The following is a 16548-nucleotide window of genomic DNA, read 5'->3' on the forward strand; positions in this document are numbered from 1 at the left end:
GGTCAGCCCTATTCGCCACTCTCCATTCGCTTTCAGCCTTACATCGGCCGATACGTCCGCACATCCGCCGGCACGTTGACGCCGAGCTTGATCTGACCGACCGACTTGATGATGTCGTCGCCGAGCAACTGGGCGAAACAGGCATAGCCCCAATCGTTCATGTGCAGGCCGTCGGCGATCACGAAGCTGTCGATCGGGATCGACTGTTTCTCGTGCCAGTCGCGCATCACTTCAAAACGCGGGAAGATGCTGACATGGCGGAGCTCGGCGATGTGGTTGAGCAGCCGGATCATCTTGTTGGCGCTAGCGGCGCGCTCGGTGACGCGCGGCGAATATTGGGGATCGACCAGCACGACGTCGGCGCCGGCCGACTGGATGCGCGTCACGCCATCCTCGACCATTTTTTCGGTCTCGCCGGGGTCGAGATTGCGCAGCACGGCATTGGTGCCGACTTGCCAGATCACGAGGTCCGGGTGGGCGTCGATCACCTCGGTCTGCAGCCGCTGCATCATCTCCGGCGCGTCCTCGCCGCCCCGGCCGCGATTGACGACGCGGATGTCGGCGCCGGGATACTGCCGGTGCAGTTGCGCCGCGAGCCGGTTTGGATAGGTGAATTCCGGCGCCGAAGAACCATAGCCCTGGGTCGAGGACGAGCCGAAGGCGATGATGGTGACCGGCTGGCCCGCGGCAAGCTTGCTCGCGACATGGGGCAGCGAGCCCATCGTTTTCGAGACGCCCTTCGGCGGCAGGCAGGGCACGCGACGGAAGATGTCGCTGGCCGACTTCGCGACCTCCTTCACCTTGTCGATCGCCTTTCCGGCGATGCCCTTCTGGGCATCAGCCTCGGCGGCGCCCGCAGTACCGGACGAAATGGCCGGCGTGGATGGTCCCGATTTGTCGGATGGGGGGTGGGATTTCGCGCCGTCAGTAAGCGCGGCATGCTGGTCGCCTTGCGCAACTTGCGCGTGCAGCGGCGAGGTCACGAGCACGGACGCCGTGACGGCGGCGGCCGCCACCAGCCATGTGCTTCGACAAAAAGGGCGGTAGGTCCTCATTAACGCTGGTTCCCTTTAGTTCTGCTGCGCCGGTCCGAGGTGGGCCGCGTCGATCACGAATTTCGACAGCGCACGGCCGAGACAGGCATGCACCCGCTTGGCCAATTCCACGCCGTGGGCGGAGCTGAACAGGTCGAAATCACCAGCATCGTTCCAGTGATGCATGATGGCGAAACGATCAAACAGCGGGACATCATGTTCGTGCGCCGACACCCGCATATTATCTAGGTATGGTGATCCGGAAATCATGCTTTCGGTGCGGGGGCTGTACTGAAGATTGACCAGGACCACGTCGGTTCCCGCCTGTTGCAATGCACCAATTCCCGCATCCAGAGCGCTGCGAAAGTCGTCGGGATCGGTAGCTCGGATGGCATCGACGGTTCCCGTCTGCCAGATCACCAAAGTAGGCCTTTTTGCTTCCACCAGCTTAACGAGGGTGTCGGCTGTATCCCCCGTGGTTTTGGCGCCCTGCAGTTCTACGGACAGGTTAACGGTCGTGCTGGGCAGGCTTTCCTTCAGCGCAGCCTGCAACTTTGCCGGGTACGCGCTGGCCTCGGAAGAGGGAATCGTGGAGGAGCGGCTGCCGACCACCAGCACGTTCAGGGGCTGGCCGCTTCGCACCGCCTCGGCGACCTTGCGCAACGAGCTTTCGGTGGCCAGCAGATTGGCCGGGACGTCGCAGATCTGCTCGGGATCGCCGGCGCGTGCCGGGGCCGCCGACAGATAAACGGCCAGCAATGTCAGGCCTAGCATAGTCCATAAGCCGGACTTCATACCGCCCCTCCCGCCAGATCGGCATTGCCGCCGGCGCTCTTGTATCGCGCGGCACCTTTGTCGGCGGAGTGTTTGTACCACGAAATCACCCACGCCATGGCGCACATGATGACAATCCCGGTGACGCTGACCAGGAAGTGCATTCCGGCGCCGCCGGACACCTCGGCCAAGATGAAATGCCCGGCAAATGCCAGGAACACACCAAGGCAGAATATCTCAAGGGAGTGCTGGCCGCAGAGGATCAAAGGTCGCAGCCAGGGCGATTTCAGGCCCGGCCAATCCCGGGGCAGGACGCGGACGGTGATGGCCGCCAGCGCCAGGAAATGGGCAAAGCGCAACACGTCCAGATCGGTCTTGTTGATCGGATACATCCACTGCTCGATGCGGCGCGGCACGATGTGGCCGAGCTGCGGCAGATACCAGGACAGCGTGACCAGGAACGCCGCGAAAAGATAGACAATGCAGATCCAGAGCGTGATCGGGGAGGCCAGGATGCGCGACATCCTTCTTGCGCCGCCGAGCGCGCACCAGGCGCCGAACACGAACAATAATTGCCAGGCGAACGGATTGAACGCCCAGACGCCGTTCGGATAGGCGCTGAGATAGAGGTCGAAATGCCAGGTCAGGACGTAGAGGCCAGCCGAGAGCGCCAGCGTCACGTCGGTGCGCCATTTCATCAGCCACAGGATCAAGGGCAGGAACAGCATCAGCACGATGTAGAGCGGCAGCACGTCCATGTTGACGGGACGGAAGCGCAACAGCAGCGCCTGGACGATGGTGACATCAGGCTGCTTGAGGAAATCCATGATCCCCATCTCTTCGGTGTAGAGCGGGTTCTCGAAGCGGGTGGCGACGTAGGAGATTTCCGCAAGAAAGATCGTGAACAGGAACACGTGGGCGACATAAATCTGCCAGACGCGGCGCAGGATGCGCGCGGTCGCCACCACGAAGCCGGCCTGAAGCATCGCACGGCCATAGACGAAGGCCGCGGTGTAGCCGGAGATGAAGATGAAAATCTCGGTCGCGTCGGAGAAGCCGTAATTGCGGATCGTGAGCCAGGTCAGAATGTTCGTCGGCAAATGGTCGATGAAGATCAGCCACAGCGCGAGGCCGCGGAACAAATCCAGCCGCAATTCGCGCTCGGAGGTTGCGGGCATCGTGATCGCGGGCGCGGCGGCGACCGCTGCGCTCGCGTCCTTGGCGTCGGCAAGCTGCGTTCCGGAAATTGGATCGGCAATCGACGTCATCGGGCACCATGACCGTGCGAAGTTTTGCGCCGCCCCGACTCAAAAGGATAATATCCGCCCGCCACTTGCGGACAAGATACGGGATTGACGCGGATCCTCGCGCCTTTAGAGCGGAACTATGGTCAAACGGGGATGAAAAACAGAAACCGCCCAACTTCGTCACCAAGTGCGACGATTGGTTCCGACGGACTTATTGGCTATGATGCGAGTTGAGGAGACCGGAAAAGTGTACCGCGCCGTCACCCGCGACATCGAAGTCACCGTCGAGCCGAACTTCCTGCCGGAACGTTCGTCGACTGAAAACCGGCAATATTTCTGGTCCTACACCATCGTCATCACCAATTCTGGCACCGAGACGGTGCAACTGCGCACCCGATACTGGCTCATCACCGACGCCACCGGCCGCCAGCAGGAAGTGCGCGGCGAGGGCGTGGTCGGCGAACAGCCGGTGCTCGCGCCGGGCGAGCGCTTCGAATACACTTCGGGCGTGCCGCTGCCGACCGAATCCGGCTTCATGAGCGGCCGCTACCAGATGGTGAGCGAAAGCGGCGAACGGTTCGAGATCGACGTGCCGACATTTTCGCTCGACAGCCCGGACGGGAAGAGGGTGTTGAATTGACGAGCGCTCGCGCTCGTCATCATCGGGCTTGACCCGGTGATCCATCTCTTCGACAGAATTTTTCAGGCGAGATGGATGGCCGGGTCAAGCCCGGCCATGACACGCGGAGTTTAGCGCCCTACTCCACCCCGGCCTCTTCCGGCGTGAATTCGTACACCGACGAGCAGAACTCGCAGGTGACGACGACCTTGCCGTCCTTCACCATGTCGGCGCGGTCCTTCGCCGTAAAGCTTTTCAGCATCGAGGACACCGCCTCGCGCGAGCAGGAGCATTGCGCGCGCAGCGGCAGAGGCGTGAACACGCGCACGCCGCGCTCGTGGAACAGGCGGTACAATAGCCGCTCGCCCGACAGATCCGGATCGAGCAGTTCGACGTCCTCGACCGTTCCGATCAGCGACTGCCCCTCGACCCAGGCATCGTCTTCCGGAACCTCATGGGCGGCCGTTCCTTCGGGCGCATCGCCGGGGTGCAGATCGGCCTGCCGCGCGCGCTCCGGCGCCTTCGGCAGGAACTGCAGCAGCATGCCGCCGGCGCGCCAGCGAACCTTGCCGCCGTCGCCGCCGCGCCATTCCTCGCCGACTGCAAGGCGCACGCGCGTCGGGATCTGCTCCGAGCGCAGGAAATACTCATGCGCTGCCTCCTCGAGGCTGCCGCCATGGAGCGCGACCAGGCCCTGATAGCGGCTCATGTCCGGCCCCTGGTCGATGGTCATCGCGAGATGGCCCTTGCCGAGCAGCGCGCCGGAGTCGAGCCCGTCCTGCAATCGCGTCGCATCGTAGCGCGCATAGGCGCGCAGCCGATCGGGCGCCTTGAAATCGACGATCAGGAACGAGACCGGGCCGTCGGTCCGGGTCTGCAGGATGAAACGGCCGTCGAACTTCAGGGATGAACCGAGCAGCGTCGTCAGCACGATCGCCTCGCCGAGCAATTTGCCGACCGCAGGCGGATAATCATGCTTGTGCAGGATGTCGTCGAGGGCGGGACCGAGCCGCGTCAGCCGCCCACGCAGATCGAGTGCATCGACCTCGAATGGCAGCACCGCGTCGTCGACCGGCACGGCCGATGGCGCCCGGGTCGGTGTTTCCGTGATCTTGATGTCGGGGGATTGTGAAACCATGGCGCTCTATCTGGGGTCTTGAGAGGCGAAACGAAAGGGGTTCACATCTATCGTTGTTAGCCGTCATCCCTGCGAAAGCAGGGATCCATAACCACCGATGTGAGCATTGTGAAAAGCTGGGGCCGCAGCTTGATGCAACAACTCACATCGGTGGTTATGGATCCCGGCTCGCGCTTCGCTTGGCCGGGACGACAGCTATCTTGGCGGCGCGCTTACGCGACCGCGTCAAAACACCAGGCCAGAATGCCCTTTTGCGCATGCAGGCGGTTCTCGGCCTCGTCGAACACCACCGATTGCGGACCGTCGATCACCTCGTCGGTGACTTCCTCGCCGCGATGCGCCGGCAGGCAATGCATGAACAAAGCATCGGGCTTCGCCAGCGACATCAGCTTGGCATTGACCTGATAGGGTCGGAGCAGATTGTGCCGGTGCTCGCCGTCCTTGTCGCCCATCGACACCCAGGTGTCGGTGACGACGCAGTCGGCGCCGCGCACGGCCTCCTCTGGGTCGTTGCCGAGCACGATCGGCGCCTGGGTCGCCTTGATCCAGTCGCGCATCGCCTTGTTCGGCGCGAGCTGCGGCGGCGTCGCGATATTGAGGGCGAACTTGAAACGCTCGGCGGCATGCGCCCATGACGCCAGCACGTTGTTGTCGTCACCGGTCCACGCCACGGTCTTGCCCTCGATCGAACCGCGACGCTCCTCGAACGTCATCAGGTCGGCCATCACCTGGCAGGGATGCGAGCGGCGCGTCAGCCCGTTGATCACGGGGACGGTGGCATGCGCGGCGAGCTCCAAGAGCGCATCGTGGTTGAGGATGCGGATCATGATCGCATCGACATAGCGCGACAGCACGCGCGCAGTGTCGGCGATGGTCTCGCCACGGCCGAGCTGCATCTCGGCGCCGGTGAGCATGATCGATTCACCGCCAAGCTGGCGCATGCCGACGTCGAACGACACTCGCGTGCGGGTCGAAGGACGCTCGAAGATCATCGCCAGCGTCTTGCCTTCGAGCGGCTTCGTGGCCCGCTCATGCGCCTTCAGTCTCGCCTTCATGGCGGCGCCGGCGGCCAGCATGGCGCGCAGCTCGTTGAGCGACATTTCGTTGATGTCGAGGAAGTGACGGGGCGCCTTGCTCATCATCCCGCTGCCTTCTTCGACGGTCCGCTTGAGAGCGCGGTGCAGGCGCGCTCCAGACAACCGATGGCGTGCTCGATCTCGGCCTCGCTGACGATCAGCGGCGCGAGGAATCGCACCACATTATCGCCGGCGCCGACTGTGAGCAGCTTCTGCTCGCGCAGGGCGTTGACGAGGTCGCCCGAGGGCACCACGGCCTTGACGCCGATCAGAAGCCCCTCGCCGCGCACGTCGGCGAGAATGGACGGATAGCGGTCAACCGCGGAGGCGAGCTTCTGCTTGAGCAGGAGCGACATCTTCTGCACGTGATCGAAGAAGCCGGGCTTCAGCATCACATCGAGCACGGCGCCGGCGGCCGCGACCGCGAGCGGATTGCCGCCGAAGGTCGAGCCATGCGAACCCGGCGTCATGCCGGACGCAGCTTCCGCGGTCGCAAGGAAGGCGCCGATCGGAAAGCCGCCGCCGAGCGCCTTGGCCAGCGACATCACGTCAGGGGTGACCCCGATGCGCTTGTAGGCGAAGAGATCGCCGGTGCGGCCCATGCCGGTCTGCACCTCGTCGAACGCGAGCAATAGGCCATGCTCGTCGCAGAGCTGGCGCAGCGCCTTGAAGAAGGCCGGCGGCGCGGAGCGCACGCCGCCTTCGCCCTGCACCGGCTCGATCAGGATGCCTGCGGTCTCTGGACCGATCGCGCGTTTCACCGCTTCGATATCGCCATGCGGCACCTGATCAAAGCCGTCCATCGGCGCGCCGAAGCCCTCGAGATATTTAGCGGCGCCGGTCGCGGCGAGTGTCGCGAGCGTGCGGCCATGGAAGGCGCCTTCGAAGGTGATGATGCGGTAGCGCTCCGGATGCCCCTTCGAGAAGTGATAGTGACGCACGACCTTGATCACGCCCTCCATCGCTTCCGCGCCGGAATTGCAGAAGAACACCAAGTCCGCAAAACTCTGCTCGCACAGCCGCGCGGCAAGCTTCTCGCCGTCCGGGCTCTTGAACAGGTTCGACATGTGCCAGAGCTTCGTCGCCTGTTCCTGCAGCGCCTTCACCAGATGCGGATGGGCATGGCCGAGCGCGTTCACCGCGACGCCGGAGGTGAAGTCGAGATAACGCTCGCCTTTGGTCGAGATCAGCCAACAGCCTTCGCCGCGTTCGAAGCCGAGATCGGCCCTGGCAAAAACGGGAAGCAGATGCGACGTGGCGCGGTCGGTCATGGCGATCACTGAAGGGTTCAGACAAGCCTTTCAGACAAGCCCCGGCGGCGTGCAGCGATGCAGACACGCGGCTGGAGCTCATCCAGCGAAAACAAAACGTGCCGCCTTTGCAGGGCGGCACGTGAAGGCATTCTATGCGCGCGGCGGGTGCTGTCAATCGCCACGAAGCCGCCAGGCTGCGCTGCAAAGTGCCGGTAATCCGCAGTTTTCCGGTGTGGTGGAAAAGCCCGATTGCAATCCCTAAATGTCGGAACATGTGGACGCATAGGCGCGGACTCTTGCGCCAGAGTCACGCCATATTGTAGCGTCTAGCCTGTCGGGTACGACATCTCGTGCGGCAGTTTTGATCCCTTAGAGTCCTTTGTGTGCGGCGTACACGTTCGGGTGCGGTTTTCGTGCCCGGCGAGCCTTAAGGGATTCTGCCCGCAGGGATTTTTGAGATTAGGCATCGCAGCGCTGTCCCAGGATCGGCCGGCGCAACGCGAAGGGAAAGATGCGATGACGGTATTGACCTGGTCCGACGAACGCGTCGAGCAGTTGAAAAAGCTCTGGGAAGGTGGCCTCTCGGCCAGCCAGATCGCTGCGGAACTGGGCAACGTGACCCGCAATGCGGTGATCGGCAAGGTGCACCGGCTCGGCCTCTCGGGCCGCGCCAAGAGTCCTGCTGCAGCCGCGCCGCGGCAGCGCAAGGCGCGTCCCGCACAGCCGATGATGCGCGTGGCGCGTCCGGTCTCCCGCGGCAACACCGCGCTCGCCCACGCCTTCGAGGTGGAGGTGGAAGCGGACCCTATCGCCTACGACAATGTGGTGCCGATGAGCCAGCGGCTGTCGCTGCTCGAATTGAACGAGGCCACCTGCCACTGGCCGGTCGGCGATCCCTCGAGCCCGGAATTCTTCTTCTGCGGCGGCAAGGCGCTTCCCGGCCTGCCCTATTGCGCGCACCACTCCCGCATCGCCTACCAGCCGGCGGCTGACCGCCGCCGTCCGACGGTCAAGCCGTCACAAGGCAAGTAAGCCGACGACAGATCGTAGCCTGGGTGGAGCGCAGCGCAACCCGGGAACGCTGTATCGGCGGGTCCAAATTTCCCCGGGGTTACGCTTCGCTGCACCCGGGCTACGGATTGAGGTCGCCGGTTTACGACTGCTCGGCCTTCGCGAAGCGATCATCGAGCGCGTAGCCCGCGCCGCGGACGGTACGGATCGGGTCCTGCTCGCGGCCGGGATTGAGCAATTTGCGCAGGCGGCCGATGTGAACGTCGACGGTGCGCTCGTCGATATAGATGTCGCGGCCCCAAACGCTGTCGAGCAGCTGCTCGCGGCTGAACACGCGGCCGGGATGCTCCAGGAAGAACTCCAGCAGGCGATATTCGGTCGGGCCGAGATCGATCGGGCGGCCCGAGCGCGCGACGCGGCGCTTCTCGCGGTCGAGTTCGATGTCGCCATAGGTGAGCACGGTGGCGAGCCGCTCCGGGCTTGCCCGGCGCAACAGGCCCTTCACCCGCGCGAGCAGTTCAGGCACCGAGAACGGCTTGACGATGTAGTCGTCGGCACCGGTCGCCAGCCCCCTCACGCGCTCGCTTTCCTCGCCGCGCGCGGTCAGCATGATGATCGGGAGCTGCTTGGTCTCCGGCCGCGCCCGCAGACGGCGGCACAGCTCGATGCCGGAGAGTCCCGGCAGCATCCAGTCGAGCACGACAAGGTCGGGAATACGTTCCTTGAGCCTTGTGTCCGCATCGTCTCCACGGGCGACCGTTTCGACATCATAGCCTTCTGCATCGAGATTGTAGCGCAACAGCGTCGTCAGCGCTTCTTCGTCTTCGACCACCAGAATGCGTGCGCTCATCGGCTTGGCTTCTCCTATAGCGGGATGACTCTCTGCTTGAATCGTCATCCCACTCTTCCTTTGATGTTTGAGCAGGATCTTGGCTGAAAGCCGGCGTCGACTTTCCGGATGTTGCTCTAGTTGCCCGGAACGGTCGTGGCGAACGTCGTCATATCCCCCTTCGGCCGCTTGTCGGTGATCTGCTGACCCTCGATCATGTAGAAGACCGTTTCCGCGATGTTGGTGGCGTGGTCGCCGATCCGCTCGATATTCTTGGCGCAGAACATCAGGTGGATGCAGAACGAGATGTTGCGCGGATCTTCCATCATGTAGGTGAGGAGCTCGCGGAACAGCGAGGTGCAGATCGCGTCCACCTCCTCGTCGCTCTTCCAGACGTTCATCGCCGCCGGCAGATCGTGCGCGGCATAGGCGTCGAGCACGGACTTGACCTGCGACAGCACGAGGTCGGTCATGTGCTCCAGGCCGCGGATCAGCTTCAGCGGCTGGAAGTCGTTCTCCAGCGCGGCGACGCGCTTGCCCATGTTCTTGGCGAGGTCGCCGATCCGCTCGAGGTCGGTCGCCACCCGCATCGCGCCGACGATCTCGCGCAGGTCGACAGCCATCGGCTGGCGGCGGGCGATCGTCAGCACGGCGCGCTCCTCGATCACGCGCTGCAGGCTGTCGATCTCGATGTCGGAAGCGACGACACGCTTGCCGAGCGCGACGTCGCGGCGGATCAGCGCATCGACGGATTCGGTGATCATCCGTTCGACCAGCCCGCCCATCTCTGCGACCAGACGGGTCAGTTCCTGAAGATCGCTGTCGAATGCCTTGGCGGTATGTTCAGAAGCCATGATGTCCCTCCTCAACCAAACCGGCCGGTGATGTAGTCCTGGGTGCGTCGATCGCTCGGCGAGGTGAAGATCTTGCTGGTGTCGTCGAACTCGATCAGTTCGCCCAGATACATGAACGCGGTCTTGTCGGAGACGCGCGCCGCCTGCTGCATGTTATGCGTGACGATCGCGATCGTGTAGTCCTCCGACAATTCCTGGATCAGCTCCTCGACCTTGGCGGTCGAGATCGGATCGAGCGCCGAGCAGGGCTCGTCGAACAGGATAACTTCGGGCCGCACCGCAACCGTGCGGGCGATGCAGAGGCGCTGCTGCTGGCCGCCGGAGAGGCTCAGGCCGGAGGCGTTGAGCTTGTCCTTGACCTCGTTCCACAGCGCGCCGCCGCGCAGCGCTTTCTCGACGCGGCCGTCCATTTCAGATTTCGAGATCTTCTCGTAAAGGCGGATGCCGAAGGCGATGTTCTCATAGATCGTCATCGGGAACGGCGTCGGCTTCTGGAACACCATTCCGATCCGCGCCCGCAGCAGGTTGAGGTCGAGCTTGGGGTCGAGGATGTTGGTCTGGTCCAGCATCAACTGGCCGGTGGCGCGCTGGCCGGGATACAGGTCGTACATCCGGTTGAAGATCCGGAGCAGGGTCGACTTGCCGCAGCCGGACGGGCCGATAAAGGCGGTGACGCGGTTGGTGCCGAGCGTCAGGTTGATGTTCTTCAACGCATGGTGCTCGCCGTAATAGAAGTTGAGGCTGCGTGCAGTCACCTTTGGCGCCGCTTCCGGCAGCGACTTCTGGGGAATGGCCGCGCTCGGGCTGGTCGTCGATACGGACAGATCGGTCATTTTGCGCTCCTTTCGGCGCCGAGAATGCGCGCGCCGATGTTGAGCGCGAGCACGGTCAAGGTGATAAGCAAGGCCCCGCTCCAGGCGAGCTCCTTCCAATAGGCGTAGGGGCTCTGCACGAAGTTGTTGATGGTCACCGGCAGGTTCGCCATCGTCTTGGTCAGGTTCAGGCTGAAGAACTGATTGGACAGCGCGGTGAACAGCAGCGGCGCGGTCTCACCGGCGACGCGGGCGGTCGCCAGCAGCACGCCCGTGATCAGGCCGGAGCGCGCCGCGCGATAGGCAATCCGCTTGATCACCAGCGAGCGCGGAAGGCCAAGCGCGGAGGCCGCCTCCCGCAGCGGGTTGGGGACGAGCAGCAGCATGTCCTCGGTAGTGCGGAGCACAACCGGGATGACGATCACCGCCAGCGCCAGACAGCCGGCCAGCGCGGAGAAGCCGCCCATCGGCACGACGACCGCGCCATAGATGAACAGGCCGATGATGATCGACGGCGCGCTCAAGAGGATGTCGTTGATGAAGCGGATCACCGAGGTGAGCCGGTCATGCTTGCCGTATTCGGCCAGATAGGTGCCCGCGAACAGGCCGAGCGGCGCGCCGATGCCGACACCGATCACGGTCATGATCACCGAGCCGACGATCGCGTTCAACAGACCGCCATCGGTGGAGCCGGGCGGCGGCGTGTTCTTGGTGAAGACGTCGAGGCTGAGGCCGGCGAGACCGTTGTAGAACAGCGTGAACAGGATCAGCGCCAGCCAGGTCACCCCGAACGCGGCAGCGGCGATGCAAAGCCCGCGGATGATGATGTCGTTGCGGCGGCGTGCTTTGTAAATCGGGTTCATGTCAGTTCCCCGCCTTCCTTTCCAGACGCATCAGCATCAGTCGCGCGCAAGCGAGAACGATGAATGTCAGCACGAACAGCAAGAGGCCGAGCAGGATCAGGCCCGACTGGTGCAATCCGTCACTCTCGGCGAATTCGCTGGCGATCGCCGCCGAGATCGTCGTGCCCGGCGCGAAGATCGAGGAGGAGATGCGGAACGAATTGCCGATGATGAAGGTCACGGCCATGGTTTCGCCGAGGGCGCGGCCGAGCGCCAGCATGATGCCGCCGATCACGCCGACGCGGGTATAGGGGATCACGACGTTGCGGACGACTTCCCAGGTGGTGCAGCCGACCCCGTAGGCCGCCTCCTTGAGGACCGGCGGCACCGTCTTGAACACGTCGACCGAGATCGCCGTGATGAAGGGCAGCACCATGATCGCCAGGATCAGCGCGGCGTTGAACAGGCTGAGATAGGATGGCGGGCCTGCGAATATCGCACCCAGCACCGGCACGCCGTCGAACACGCGGATCATGAACGGCTGGAACGTGTTGGCGAGGAACGGGCCCAGCACGAAGAAGCCCCACATGCCGTAGATGATCGAGGGGATGCCGGCGAGCAGTTCGATCGCGATGCCGATCGGGCGGCGCAGCCATTGTGGGCAGAGCTCGGTGAGGAAGATCGCAATGCCGATGCCAACTGGAATGGCAATCATCATCGCGATGACAGAGGTGATCAGCGTGCCGTAGATCGGCCCGAGCGCGCCGAGCACCGGCGGGTCTGCCGAAGGCGCCCAGCGCTGGGTCCACAGGAACGAGAAGCCGTATTCCTTCATTGCCGGCCAGGCGCCGGCGATCAGCGAAAGGATGATACCGCCTAGGATCAGGAGCACCGAAATCGCGCAGGCGCGAGTGATCCAGTAGAAGGTGATGTCACCGAGTTTGAAGGCGCTGAGGGCCCTGGCACGATCGTAAGGTCCGGAGGCTGCCATTACGTCGCTTTGAACGGCCATGTCTGCCACGCCAATCCCCTGTGTTTACTCGATCGCAACTTACTGCGCGACCCGTTCTGAACGTTTTCCCGCATCGTCGCAGGATGCACCCCGTCGGGCGTAGACCCGGAATCCACAGCTTCGGTTGCGAAGCGATGGATTCCGGTTTCTCGACTTTGTCGCGCCCGCAGAGGACGGGGCGCGACGCTCGCTATGCGAGCCTCAGCTCTTGATGTCCGACGACCAGGTCTTCTCGATCAGCTTGACGACCGGCTCCGGCATCGGGATGTAGTCGAGCTCTTCGGCGGCCTTGCCACCCTTCTCGAACGACCACTTGAAGAACTTGATGGCTTCGGCCGAGGCCGCCTTATCCGTCGGCTCCTTGTGCATCAGGATGAAGGTCGCCGCGGTGATCGGCCAGGACGCATCGCCTGGCTGGTCGGTCAGGATCACGTAGTAGCCCGGAGCCTTGGCCCAGTCCGCGTTGGAAGCAGCGGCCTGGAACGCAGCAATGGTCGGCTGCACGGTCTTGCCGGCCTTGTTGACCATCGCCGCATAGGTCAGCTTGTTCTGCTTGGCGTAGGCGTATTCGACATAGCCGATGGCGTTCTTGGTCTGGCTGATGTTGCCGGCAACACCCTCGTTACCCTTGGCGCCAACGCCAACCGGCCACTCGACCGCGGTGCCCGAACCGACCTTGGACTTCCAATCGGCATTCGACTTGGAGAGGAAGTCGGTGAAGTTGAAGGTGGTGCCCGAACCGTCGGAACGGCGGACCACGGTGATAGCGTCGGAGGGCAGCTTCAGCTTCGGATTGAGCTTGGCGATCGCCGCATCGTCCCACTTGGTGATCTTGCCGAGATAGATGTTGCCGAGCACCTCGCCCGACAGCACCAGTTCGCCCGGCTTGATGCCTTCGAGGTTCACGACCGGCACGATCGCGCCCATCACCATCGGCCACTGGACGAGTCCGTCCTTCTCGAGCTGCTCGGCCTTCAGCGGCGCATCGGTGGCACCGAAGGTCACGGTCTTGGCCTGGATCTGCTTGATGCCGGCGCCGGAGCCGATCGACTGATAATTCAGCCCGTTGCCCGTTTCCTTCTTATAGGCGTCCGCCCATTTGGAATAGATCGGGAACGGAAAGGTCGCGCCCGCGCCAGTGATATCGGCCGCAAAGGCCGACGTCGAAACGGCCACCAAGCCGGCAGCGACGATTGTCCTAAAGAAATTCATGGGGTGGTCTCCAATCCTGTGAGCGAAGCGCCGGATGCGCCCGATCGCGCTCACGCCGGTCCGTTTAGGAGCGGTCGATGCTCGTTTTACGAAGGTTGGATGACAGTTGGATGACACATTCAACCAATTGAAAGTGCTTGATTTTATGCCGCCACAGGGGTCTTCACCTGGGGAAAACAGGCGGTAAAAGTGGCGCCGTTTTTCGGCACGCTTTCGATCAAAAGACGGCCGCGATGACGGTTAAGAATATGTTTCACCAAGGATAATCCAAGCCCGGTTCCGCCCTGGAGGCGGCTGTCGCCGACGTCGACCCGGTAGAAGCGCTCGGTCAGCCGCGGCAGGTGTTCCGGGGCGATGCCGGGACCGAAATCCCGCACCAGGACCCGGATCTCCGGGGCGCCCTCGCCGGAGGCGGCCTCCTTCAGCGAGACGATCACCCGGCCGCCGGAGGCGCCATATTTCAGGGCGTTCTCGATCAGGTTCTCGAACAGCCGCAACAGCTCCTCGCGGTCGCCCGCGATCATGACCGGCGTCTCGGGAAGCTGGATCTCGATCACGACCTGCCGCTCGCGCGCCAGCGGCTCCAGGCCGTCGGCGACCTGGCGGATGATCGGGATCAGGTCGACGCAGGTGTCAGGGCGGACATGGGCCGAGAGCTCGACCCGCGACAGCGACAACAGATCGTCGATCAGCCGCGCCATCCGCGTGGCCTGGGTGTGCATGATGCCGAGGAAGCGCTCCCGCGCCCGCGGATCGTCCCTGGCCGGCCCCTGCAGGGTGTCGATGAAGCCCGACAGCGCCGCGAGCGGCGTCCGCAATTCGTGGCTGGCATTGGCGACGAAGTCGGCGCGCATTTCCTCGACCCGGCGCAGCGGCGTCAGGTCGTGGAAGGTCATCAGCATGCATTTGTCGGTGCCGCCGAACAGGGTCGGCACCGGCACCGGCGTGATCACCAATTCCATCCAGCGATCGACCGGGACATGGTCGAGATAGGTGGCGCGCCGCGGCTCGGTGGTGGCGATCGCCTCGCGCAGCGCGGTGATGATCTCCGGCGAGCGCAGCGCGAACTGGGCCAGCTCGTTCTTGCGCAGCGCCGGCGCCAACTGGGCCGCCGCGGCATTGAGATGAATGACGCGGCCGGCGCGGTCGAGCAGCACGGCGGGGTCCGGCATGCCGGCGACGACGGCGGCAACCGCCCCGTTCTCGACCGGGTTGACGCTGCGGGTGTCCTCGCGGGAGGCCGCCACGTCATGCAGGCGCCAGGGCACCAACGCCGCGGCGGCGATGCAGAGGAACACCGCAAAGGCGCGGATCAGCGAGAGCTCATCGAGCGCGACCAGCACGCTGAGCGCCAGCCCCGCGGCAAGCAGGACAATAGCCGAGTGCCGCAGCCGGTCGGGCCACGGCGAGAAAAAGGAGGAAGAGGATTCGTGAAGGGCCATTGAGCCGGCTTCTTCCTGTTCAGGCGGCGGCGTCAGGCGCTGGTGTCTCCGCGCTCGCGGACATAAACGGCCTCATGCCGCGGTTTGGCGTCGGAGCCAGCTCCCAAATGGCGCAGGCGCTTGATTCGCGCTCCAAGGATAAGCTCCCGAAACGTCAGCAAGATTACAGATATGACAAAAGGTGAAATATAGTAGAGCATCCGGAACAAAAGCATCCCGCCAAGCAGGTCCTCGCGGTCCATCTGCCAGAGGCCGACCAGCATGGCGGCGTCGAACACGCCAAGGCCGCCGGGCGAGTGGCTGGCAAAGCCCAGTAGCGTCGCCGAGACGAAGATGACGGCCACCACGACAAAGCCGAGATTGGGCTCGTCCGGCACCAGCACGTACATCGCCAAGGCGCAGAACCCGAGGTCGATGATGCCGATGCAGATCTGCAAGAGCGTCAGCGGGCCGCCCGGCAGCGTCACCGTCCAGGGCCCGCGCCCGACCACCCGCGGCTGGGTCCAGACCCAGACCACATAGGCCACCAGCGCGACGATGATGGTGAATGCCGCGACCCGATTGAGCCAGGGCGGAAGCTGATCGATCGCAGCGGCGGCTTCCGGATGATAGGCAATCCCGATGCCGAGCACGGCGGCATTGCCGAGCCAGAAGGTCAGGCCGGCCAGGAAGCAGATCTTGGCGACGTCGATCGCGTTCAGCCCCCAGGCCGAATAGATGCGGTAGCGCACCGCCCCGCCGGTGAAGACGCTGGCGCCGACATTGTGCCCGATCGAATAGGAGGTGAAGGCGGCGAGCGCATTGATGCGGTAGGGAACGTGGCTGTGGCCGATCGCACGCACCGCGAACAGGTCGTAGAAGGTCAGCGTGAAATAGCCGGCCGCCACGAACAGCGCCGCCAGGGCGATCTGGCGCGGCTCGGTGCTTTTGATGGCCTCGAGCACCTCGTTGGTGTCGATGCCGCGCAGCATGTGATAGAGCACGTAGCACGCGATCGCGATGACCGTGATACTGATCGCAACGCCCAATTTGTGCAGGACCTGCTTCTGGCGCAGAAACGCGATCGCCCTGTGGATTGCTTCCAGCATCTAGACCTCGAATTGCGATCCCGCGACGACGGCTATCGGGCGAACCCCGCCGACGCTCCGCTGTTCCCTCCCGCCTGTCGTAGCGCGTTTCGGGTCGAAGTGGAATTCGTCTGGCGACGATAAAACGCGCATCTTCAACACATTAGGGGGAGTTCATGACAGCAGGTGCACAGTTTTGCTGCATTCTCTCCGATCCGACAAGGAGTTGACACGTAGGCGCGGGCCATGGCCAGCCCGGCACCGATGCGACCGAACGTCCCGGCAGCAGCCATCGGGAGCACAAAAACCCGCCTGGCAGCCGCAAC

General features: G+C 63.8%; 16 protein-coding genes. 2 read left to right on the forward strand and 14 right to left on the reverse strand.

All coding sequences use genetic code 11. The features are described 5' to 3' along the window. Nucleotides 1-38: 38 nt before the first annotated feature. Genes ACZIRK_RS04495 through ACZIRK_RS04505 form a run of 3 tightly spaced genes read right to left on the reverse strand, consistent with a single transcriptional unit; the run spans nt 39 to nt 3076 of the window. Entirely contained in the window at nt 39-1055 is a 1017-nt protein-coding gene (locus tag ACZIRK_RS04495; protein WP_130229011.1) for an SGNH/GDSL hydrolase family protein, read from the reverse strand. Nucleotides 1056-1070: 15 nt separating this feature from the next. Next, complete coding sequence (locus ACZIRK_RS04500; RefSeq protein WP_130229010.1) at nt 1071-1829, reverse strand: SGNH/GDSL hydrolase family protein; 759 nt, start codon at nt 1827-1829, stop codon at nt 1071-1073. Further along, nucleotides 1826-3076 (reverse strand): OpgC domain-containing protein, encoded by a 1251-nt coding sequence (locus ACZIRK_RS04505; protein ID WP_130229009.1) that lies wholly within the window; start codon nt 3074-3076, stop codon nt 1826-1828. Before ACZIRK_RS04505 ends, ACZIRK_RS04500 begins: the two co-directional genes overlap by 4 nt. 226 nt (nt 3077-3302) lie before the next feature. Between ACZIRK_RS04505 and apaG the strand changes: the two genes are divergently transcribed. Continuing rightward, nucleotides 3303-3695, forward strand: a complete 393-nt coding sequence (gene apaG, locus ACZIRK_RS04510; protein WP_028163459.1) for a Co2+/Mg2+ efflux protein ApaG — start codon at nt 3303-3305, stop codon at nt 3693-3695. Between the two features lie 118 nt (nt 3696-3813). Here apaG and ACZIRK_RS04515 read toward each other — a convergent pair whose 3' ends face one another. The 3 genes from ACZIRK_RS04515 to ACZIRK_RS04525 all read right to left on the reverse strand — a co-directional run bounded on the left by ACZIRK_RS04515 (nt 3814) and on the right by ACZIRK_RS04525 (nt 7159). Next, nucleotides 3814-4812 carry an Hsp33 family molecular chaperone gene (locus ACZIRK_RS04515; RefSeq protein WP_463326996.1) on the reverse strand — a complete coding sequence of 333 codons (999 nt, stop codon included), beginning with the start codon at nt 4810-4812 and terminating at the stop codon, nt 3814-3816. Nucleotides 4813-5024: 212 nt separating this feature from the next. Then, complete coding sequence (gene argF / locus ACZIRK_RS04520) at nt 5025-5951, reverse strand: ornithine carbamoyltransferase (protein WP_028163457.1); 927 nt, start codon at nt 5949-5951, stop codon at nt 5025-5027. Further along, nucleotides 5951-7159: an aspartate aminotransferase family protein gene (locus ACZIRK_RS04525; protein WP_165435484.1), complete on the reverse strand. Its 1209-nt coding sequence runs from the start codon at nt 7157-7159 to the stop codon at nt 5951-5953. Before ACZIRK_RS04525 ends, argF begins: the two co-directional genes overlap by 1 nt. Before the next feature lie 498 nt (nt 7160-7657). Between ACZIRK_RS04525 and ACZIRK_RS04530 the strand changes: the two genes are divergently transcribed. Continuing rightward, the gene (locus ACZIRK_RS04530; protein ID WP_028163455.1) at nt 7658-8173 is read left to right on the forward strand and encodes a GcrA family cell cycle regulator; all 516 of its coding nucleotides are present in this window, start codon (nt 7658-7660) and stop codon (nt 8171-8173) included. Between the two features lie 121 nt (nt 8174-8294). Here the strand turns inward: ACZIRK_RS04530 and phoB are convergent, their stop codons facing one another. From phoB to ACZIRK_RS04570, 8 genes are all read right to left on the reverse strand, one after another. After that, nucleotides 8295-9002, reverse strand: a complete 708-nt coding sequence (gene phoB, locus ACZIRK_RS04535; protein ID WP_028163454.1) for a phosphate regulon transcriptional regulator PhoB — start codon at nt 9000-9002, stop codon at nt 8295-8297. 116 nt (nt 9003-9118) lie between these two features. Next, the gene (gene phoU, locus ACZIRK_RS04540) at nt 9119-9835 is read right to left on the reverse strand and encodes a phosphate signaling complex protein PhoU (RefSeq protein ID WP_028163453.1); all 717 of its coding nucleotides are present in this window, start codon (nt 9833-9835) and stop codon (nt 9119-9121) included. A gap of 11 nt (nt 9836-9846) precedes the next feature. Continuing rightward, nucleotides 9847-10668: a phosphate ABC transporter ATP-binding protein PstB gene (gene pstB / locus ACZIRK_RS04545; protein WP_028163452.1), complete on the reverse strand. Its 822-nt coding sequence runs from the start codon at nt 10666-10668 to the stop codon at nt 9847-9849. Beyond that, nucleotides 10665-11510, reverse strand: coding sequence for a phosphate ABC transporter permease PstA (gene pstA, locus ACZIRK_RS04550; RefSeq protein WP_028163451.1), 846 nt, complete (start codon nt 11508-11510; stop codon nt 10665-10667). The genes pstB and pstA overlap by 4 nt, the downstream gene beginning before the upstream one ends. 1 nt (nt 11511) lies before the next feature. Beyond that, nucleotides 11512-12501 carry a phosphate ABC transporter permease subunit PstC gene (gene pstC / locus ACZIRK_RS04555; RefSeq protein ID WP_035689936.1) on the reverse strand — a complete coding sequence of 330 codons (990 nt, stop codon included), beginning with the start codon at nt 12499-12501 and terminating at the stop codon, nt 11512-11514. A 201-nt stretch (nt 12502-12702) separates the two neighbouring features. Next, entirely contained in the window at nt 12703-13713 is a 1011-nt protein-coding gene (gene pstS / locus ACZIRK_RS04560) for a phosphate ABC transporter substrate-binding protein PstS (RefSeq protein WP_028163449.1), read from the reverse strand. 143 nt (nt 13714-13856) lie between these two features. Further along, a complete protein-coding gene (locus ACZIRK_RS04565; protein ID WP_463326997.1) occupies nt 13857-15155 on the reverse strand; it encodes an ATP-binding protein in 1299 nt (432 codons plus the stop codon). A 32-nt stretch (nt 15156-15187) separates the two neighbouring features. Continuing rightward, nucleotides 15188-16243, reverse strand: coding sequence for a lysylphosphatidylglycerol synthase domain-containing protein (locus ACZIRK_RS04570; RefSeq protein ID WP_463326998.1), 1056 nt, complete (start codon nt 16241-16243; stop codon nt 15188-15190). Nucleotides 16244-16548 lie beyond the last annotated feature (305 nt).

This window comes from Bradyrhizobium sp. Leo114 (assembly GCF_055229415.2).

What these genes read in the sequence shown, in the direction of transcription:
- ACZIRK_RS04495 (WP_130229011.1), bottom strand. Translation starts at nt 1,055, where the DNA reads ATGAGGACCTACCGCCCTTTTTGTCGAAGCACATGGCTGGTGGCGGCC.
- ACZIRK_RS04500 (WP_130229010.1), bottom strand. Translation starts at nt 1,829, where the DNA reads ATGAAGTCCGGCTTATGGACTATGCTAGGCCTGACATTGCTGGCCGTT.
- ACZIRK_RS04505 (WP_130229009.1), bottom strand. Translation starts at nt 3,076, where the DNA reads ATGACGTCGATTGCCGATCCAATTTCCGGAACGCAGCTTGCCGACGCC.
- ACZIRK_RS04515 (WP_463326996.1), bottom strand. Translation starts at nt 4,812, where the DNA reads ATGGTTTCACAATCCCCCGACATCAAGATCACGGAAACACCGACCCGG.
- argF (WP_028163457.1), bottom strand. Translation starts at nt 5,951, where the DNA reads ATGAGCAAGGCGCCCCGTCACTTCCTCGACATCAACGAAATGTCGCTC.
- ACZIRK_RS04525 (WP_165435484.1), bottom strand. Translation starts at nt 7,159, where the DNA reads ATGACCGACCGCGCCACGTCGCATCTGCTTCCCGTTTTTGCCAGGGCC.
- ACZIRK_RS04530 (WP_028163455.1), top strand. Translation starts at nt 7,658, where the DNA reads ATGACGGTATTGACCTGGTCCGACGAACGCGTCGAGCAGTTGAAAAAG.
- phoB (WP_028163454.1), bottom strand. Translation starts at nt 9,002, where the DNA reads ATGAGCGCACGCATTCTGGTGGTCGAAGACGAAGAAGCGCTGACGACG.
- phoU (WP_028163453.1), bottom strand. Translation starts at nt 9,835, where the DNA reads ATGGCTTCTGAACATACCGCCAAGGCATTCGACAGCGATCTTCAGGAA.
- pstB (WP_028163452.1), bottom strand. Translation starts at nt 10,668, where the DNA reads ATGACCGATCTGTCCGTATCGACGACCAGCCCGAGCGCGGCCATTCCC.
- pstA (WP_028163451.1), bottom strand. Translation starts at nt 11,510, where the DNA reads ATGAACCCGATTTACAAAGCACGCCGCCGCAACGACATCATCATCCGC.
- pstC (WP_035689936.1), bottom strand. Translation starts at nt 12,501, where the DNA reads ATGGCCGTTCAAAGCGACGTAATGGCAGCCTCCGGACCTTACGATCGT.
- pstS (WP_028163449.1), bottom strand. Translation starts at nt 13,713, where the DNA reads ATGAATTTCTTTAGGACAATCGTCGCTGCCGGCTTGGTGGCCGTTTCG.
- ACZIRK_RS04565 (WP_463326997.1), bottom strand. Translation starts at nt 15,155, where the DNA reads ATGGCCCTTCACGAATCCTCTTCCTCCTTTTTCTCGCCGTGGCCCGAC.
- ACZIRK_RS04570 (WP_463326998.1), bottom strand. Translation starts at nt 16,243, where the DNA reads ATGCTGGAAGCAATCCACAGGGCGATCGCGTTTCTGCGCCAGAAGCAG.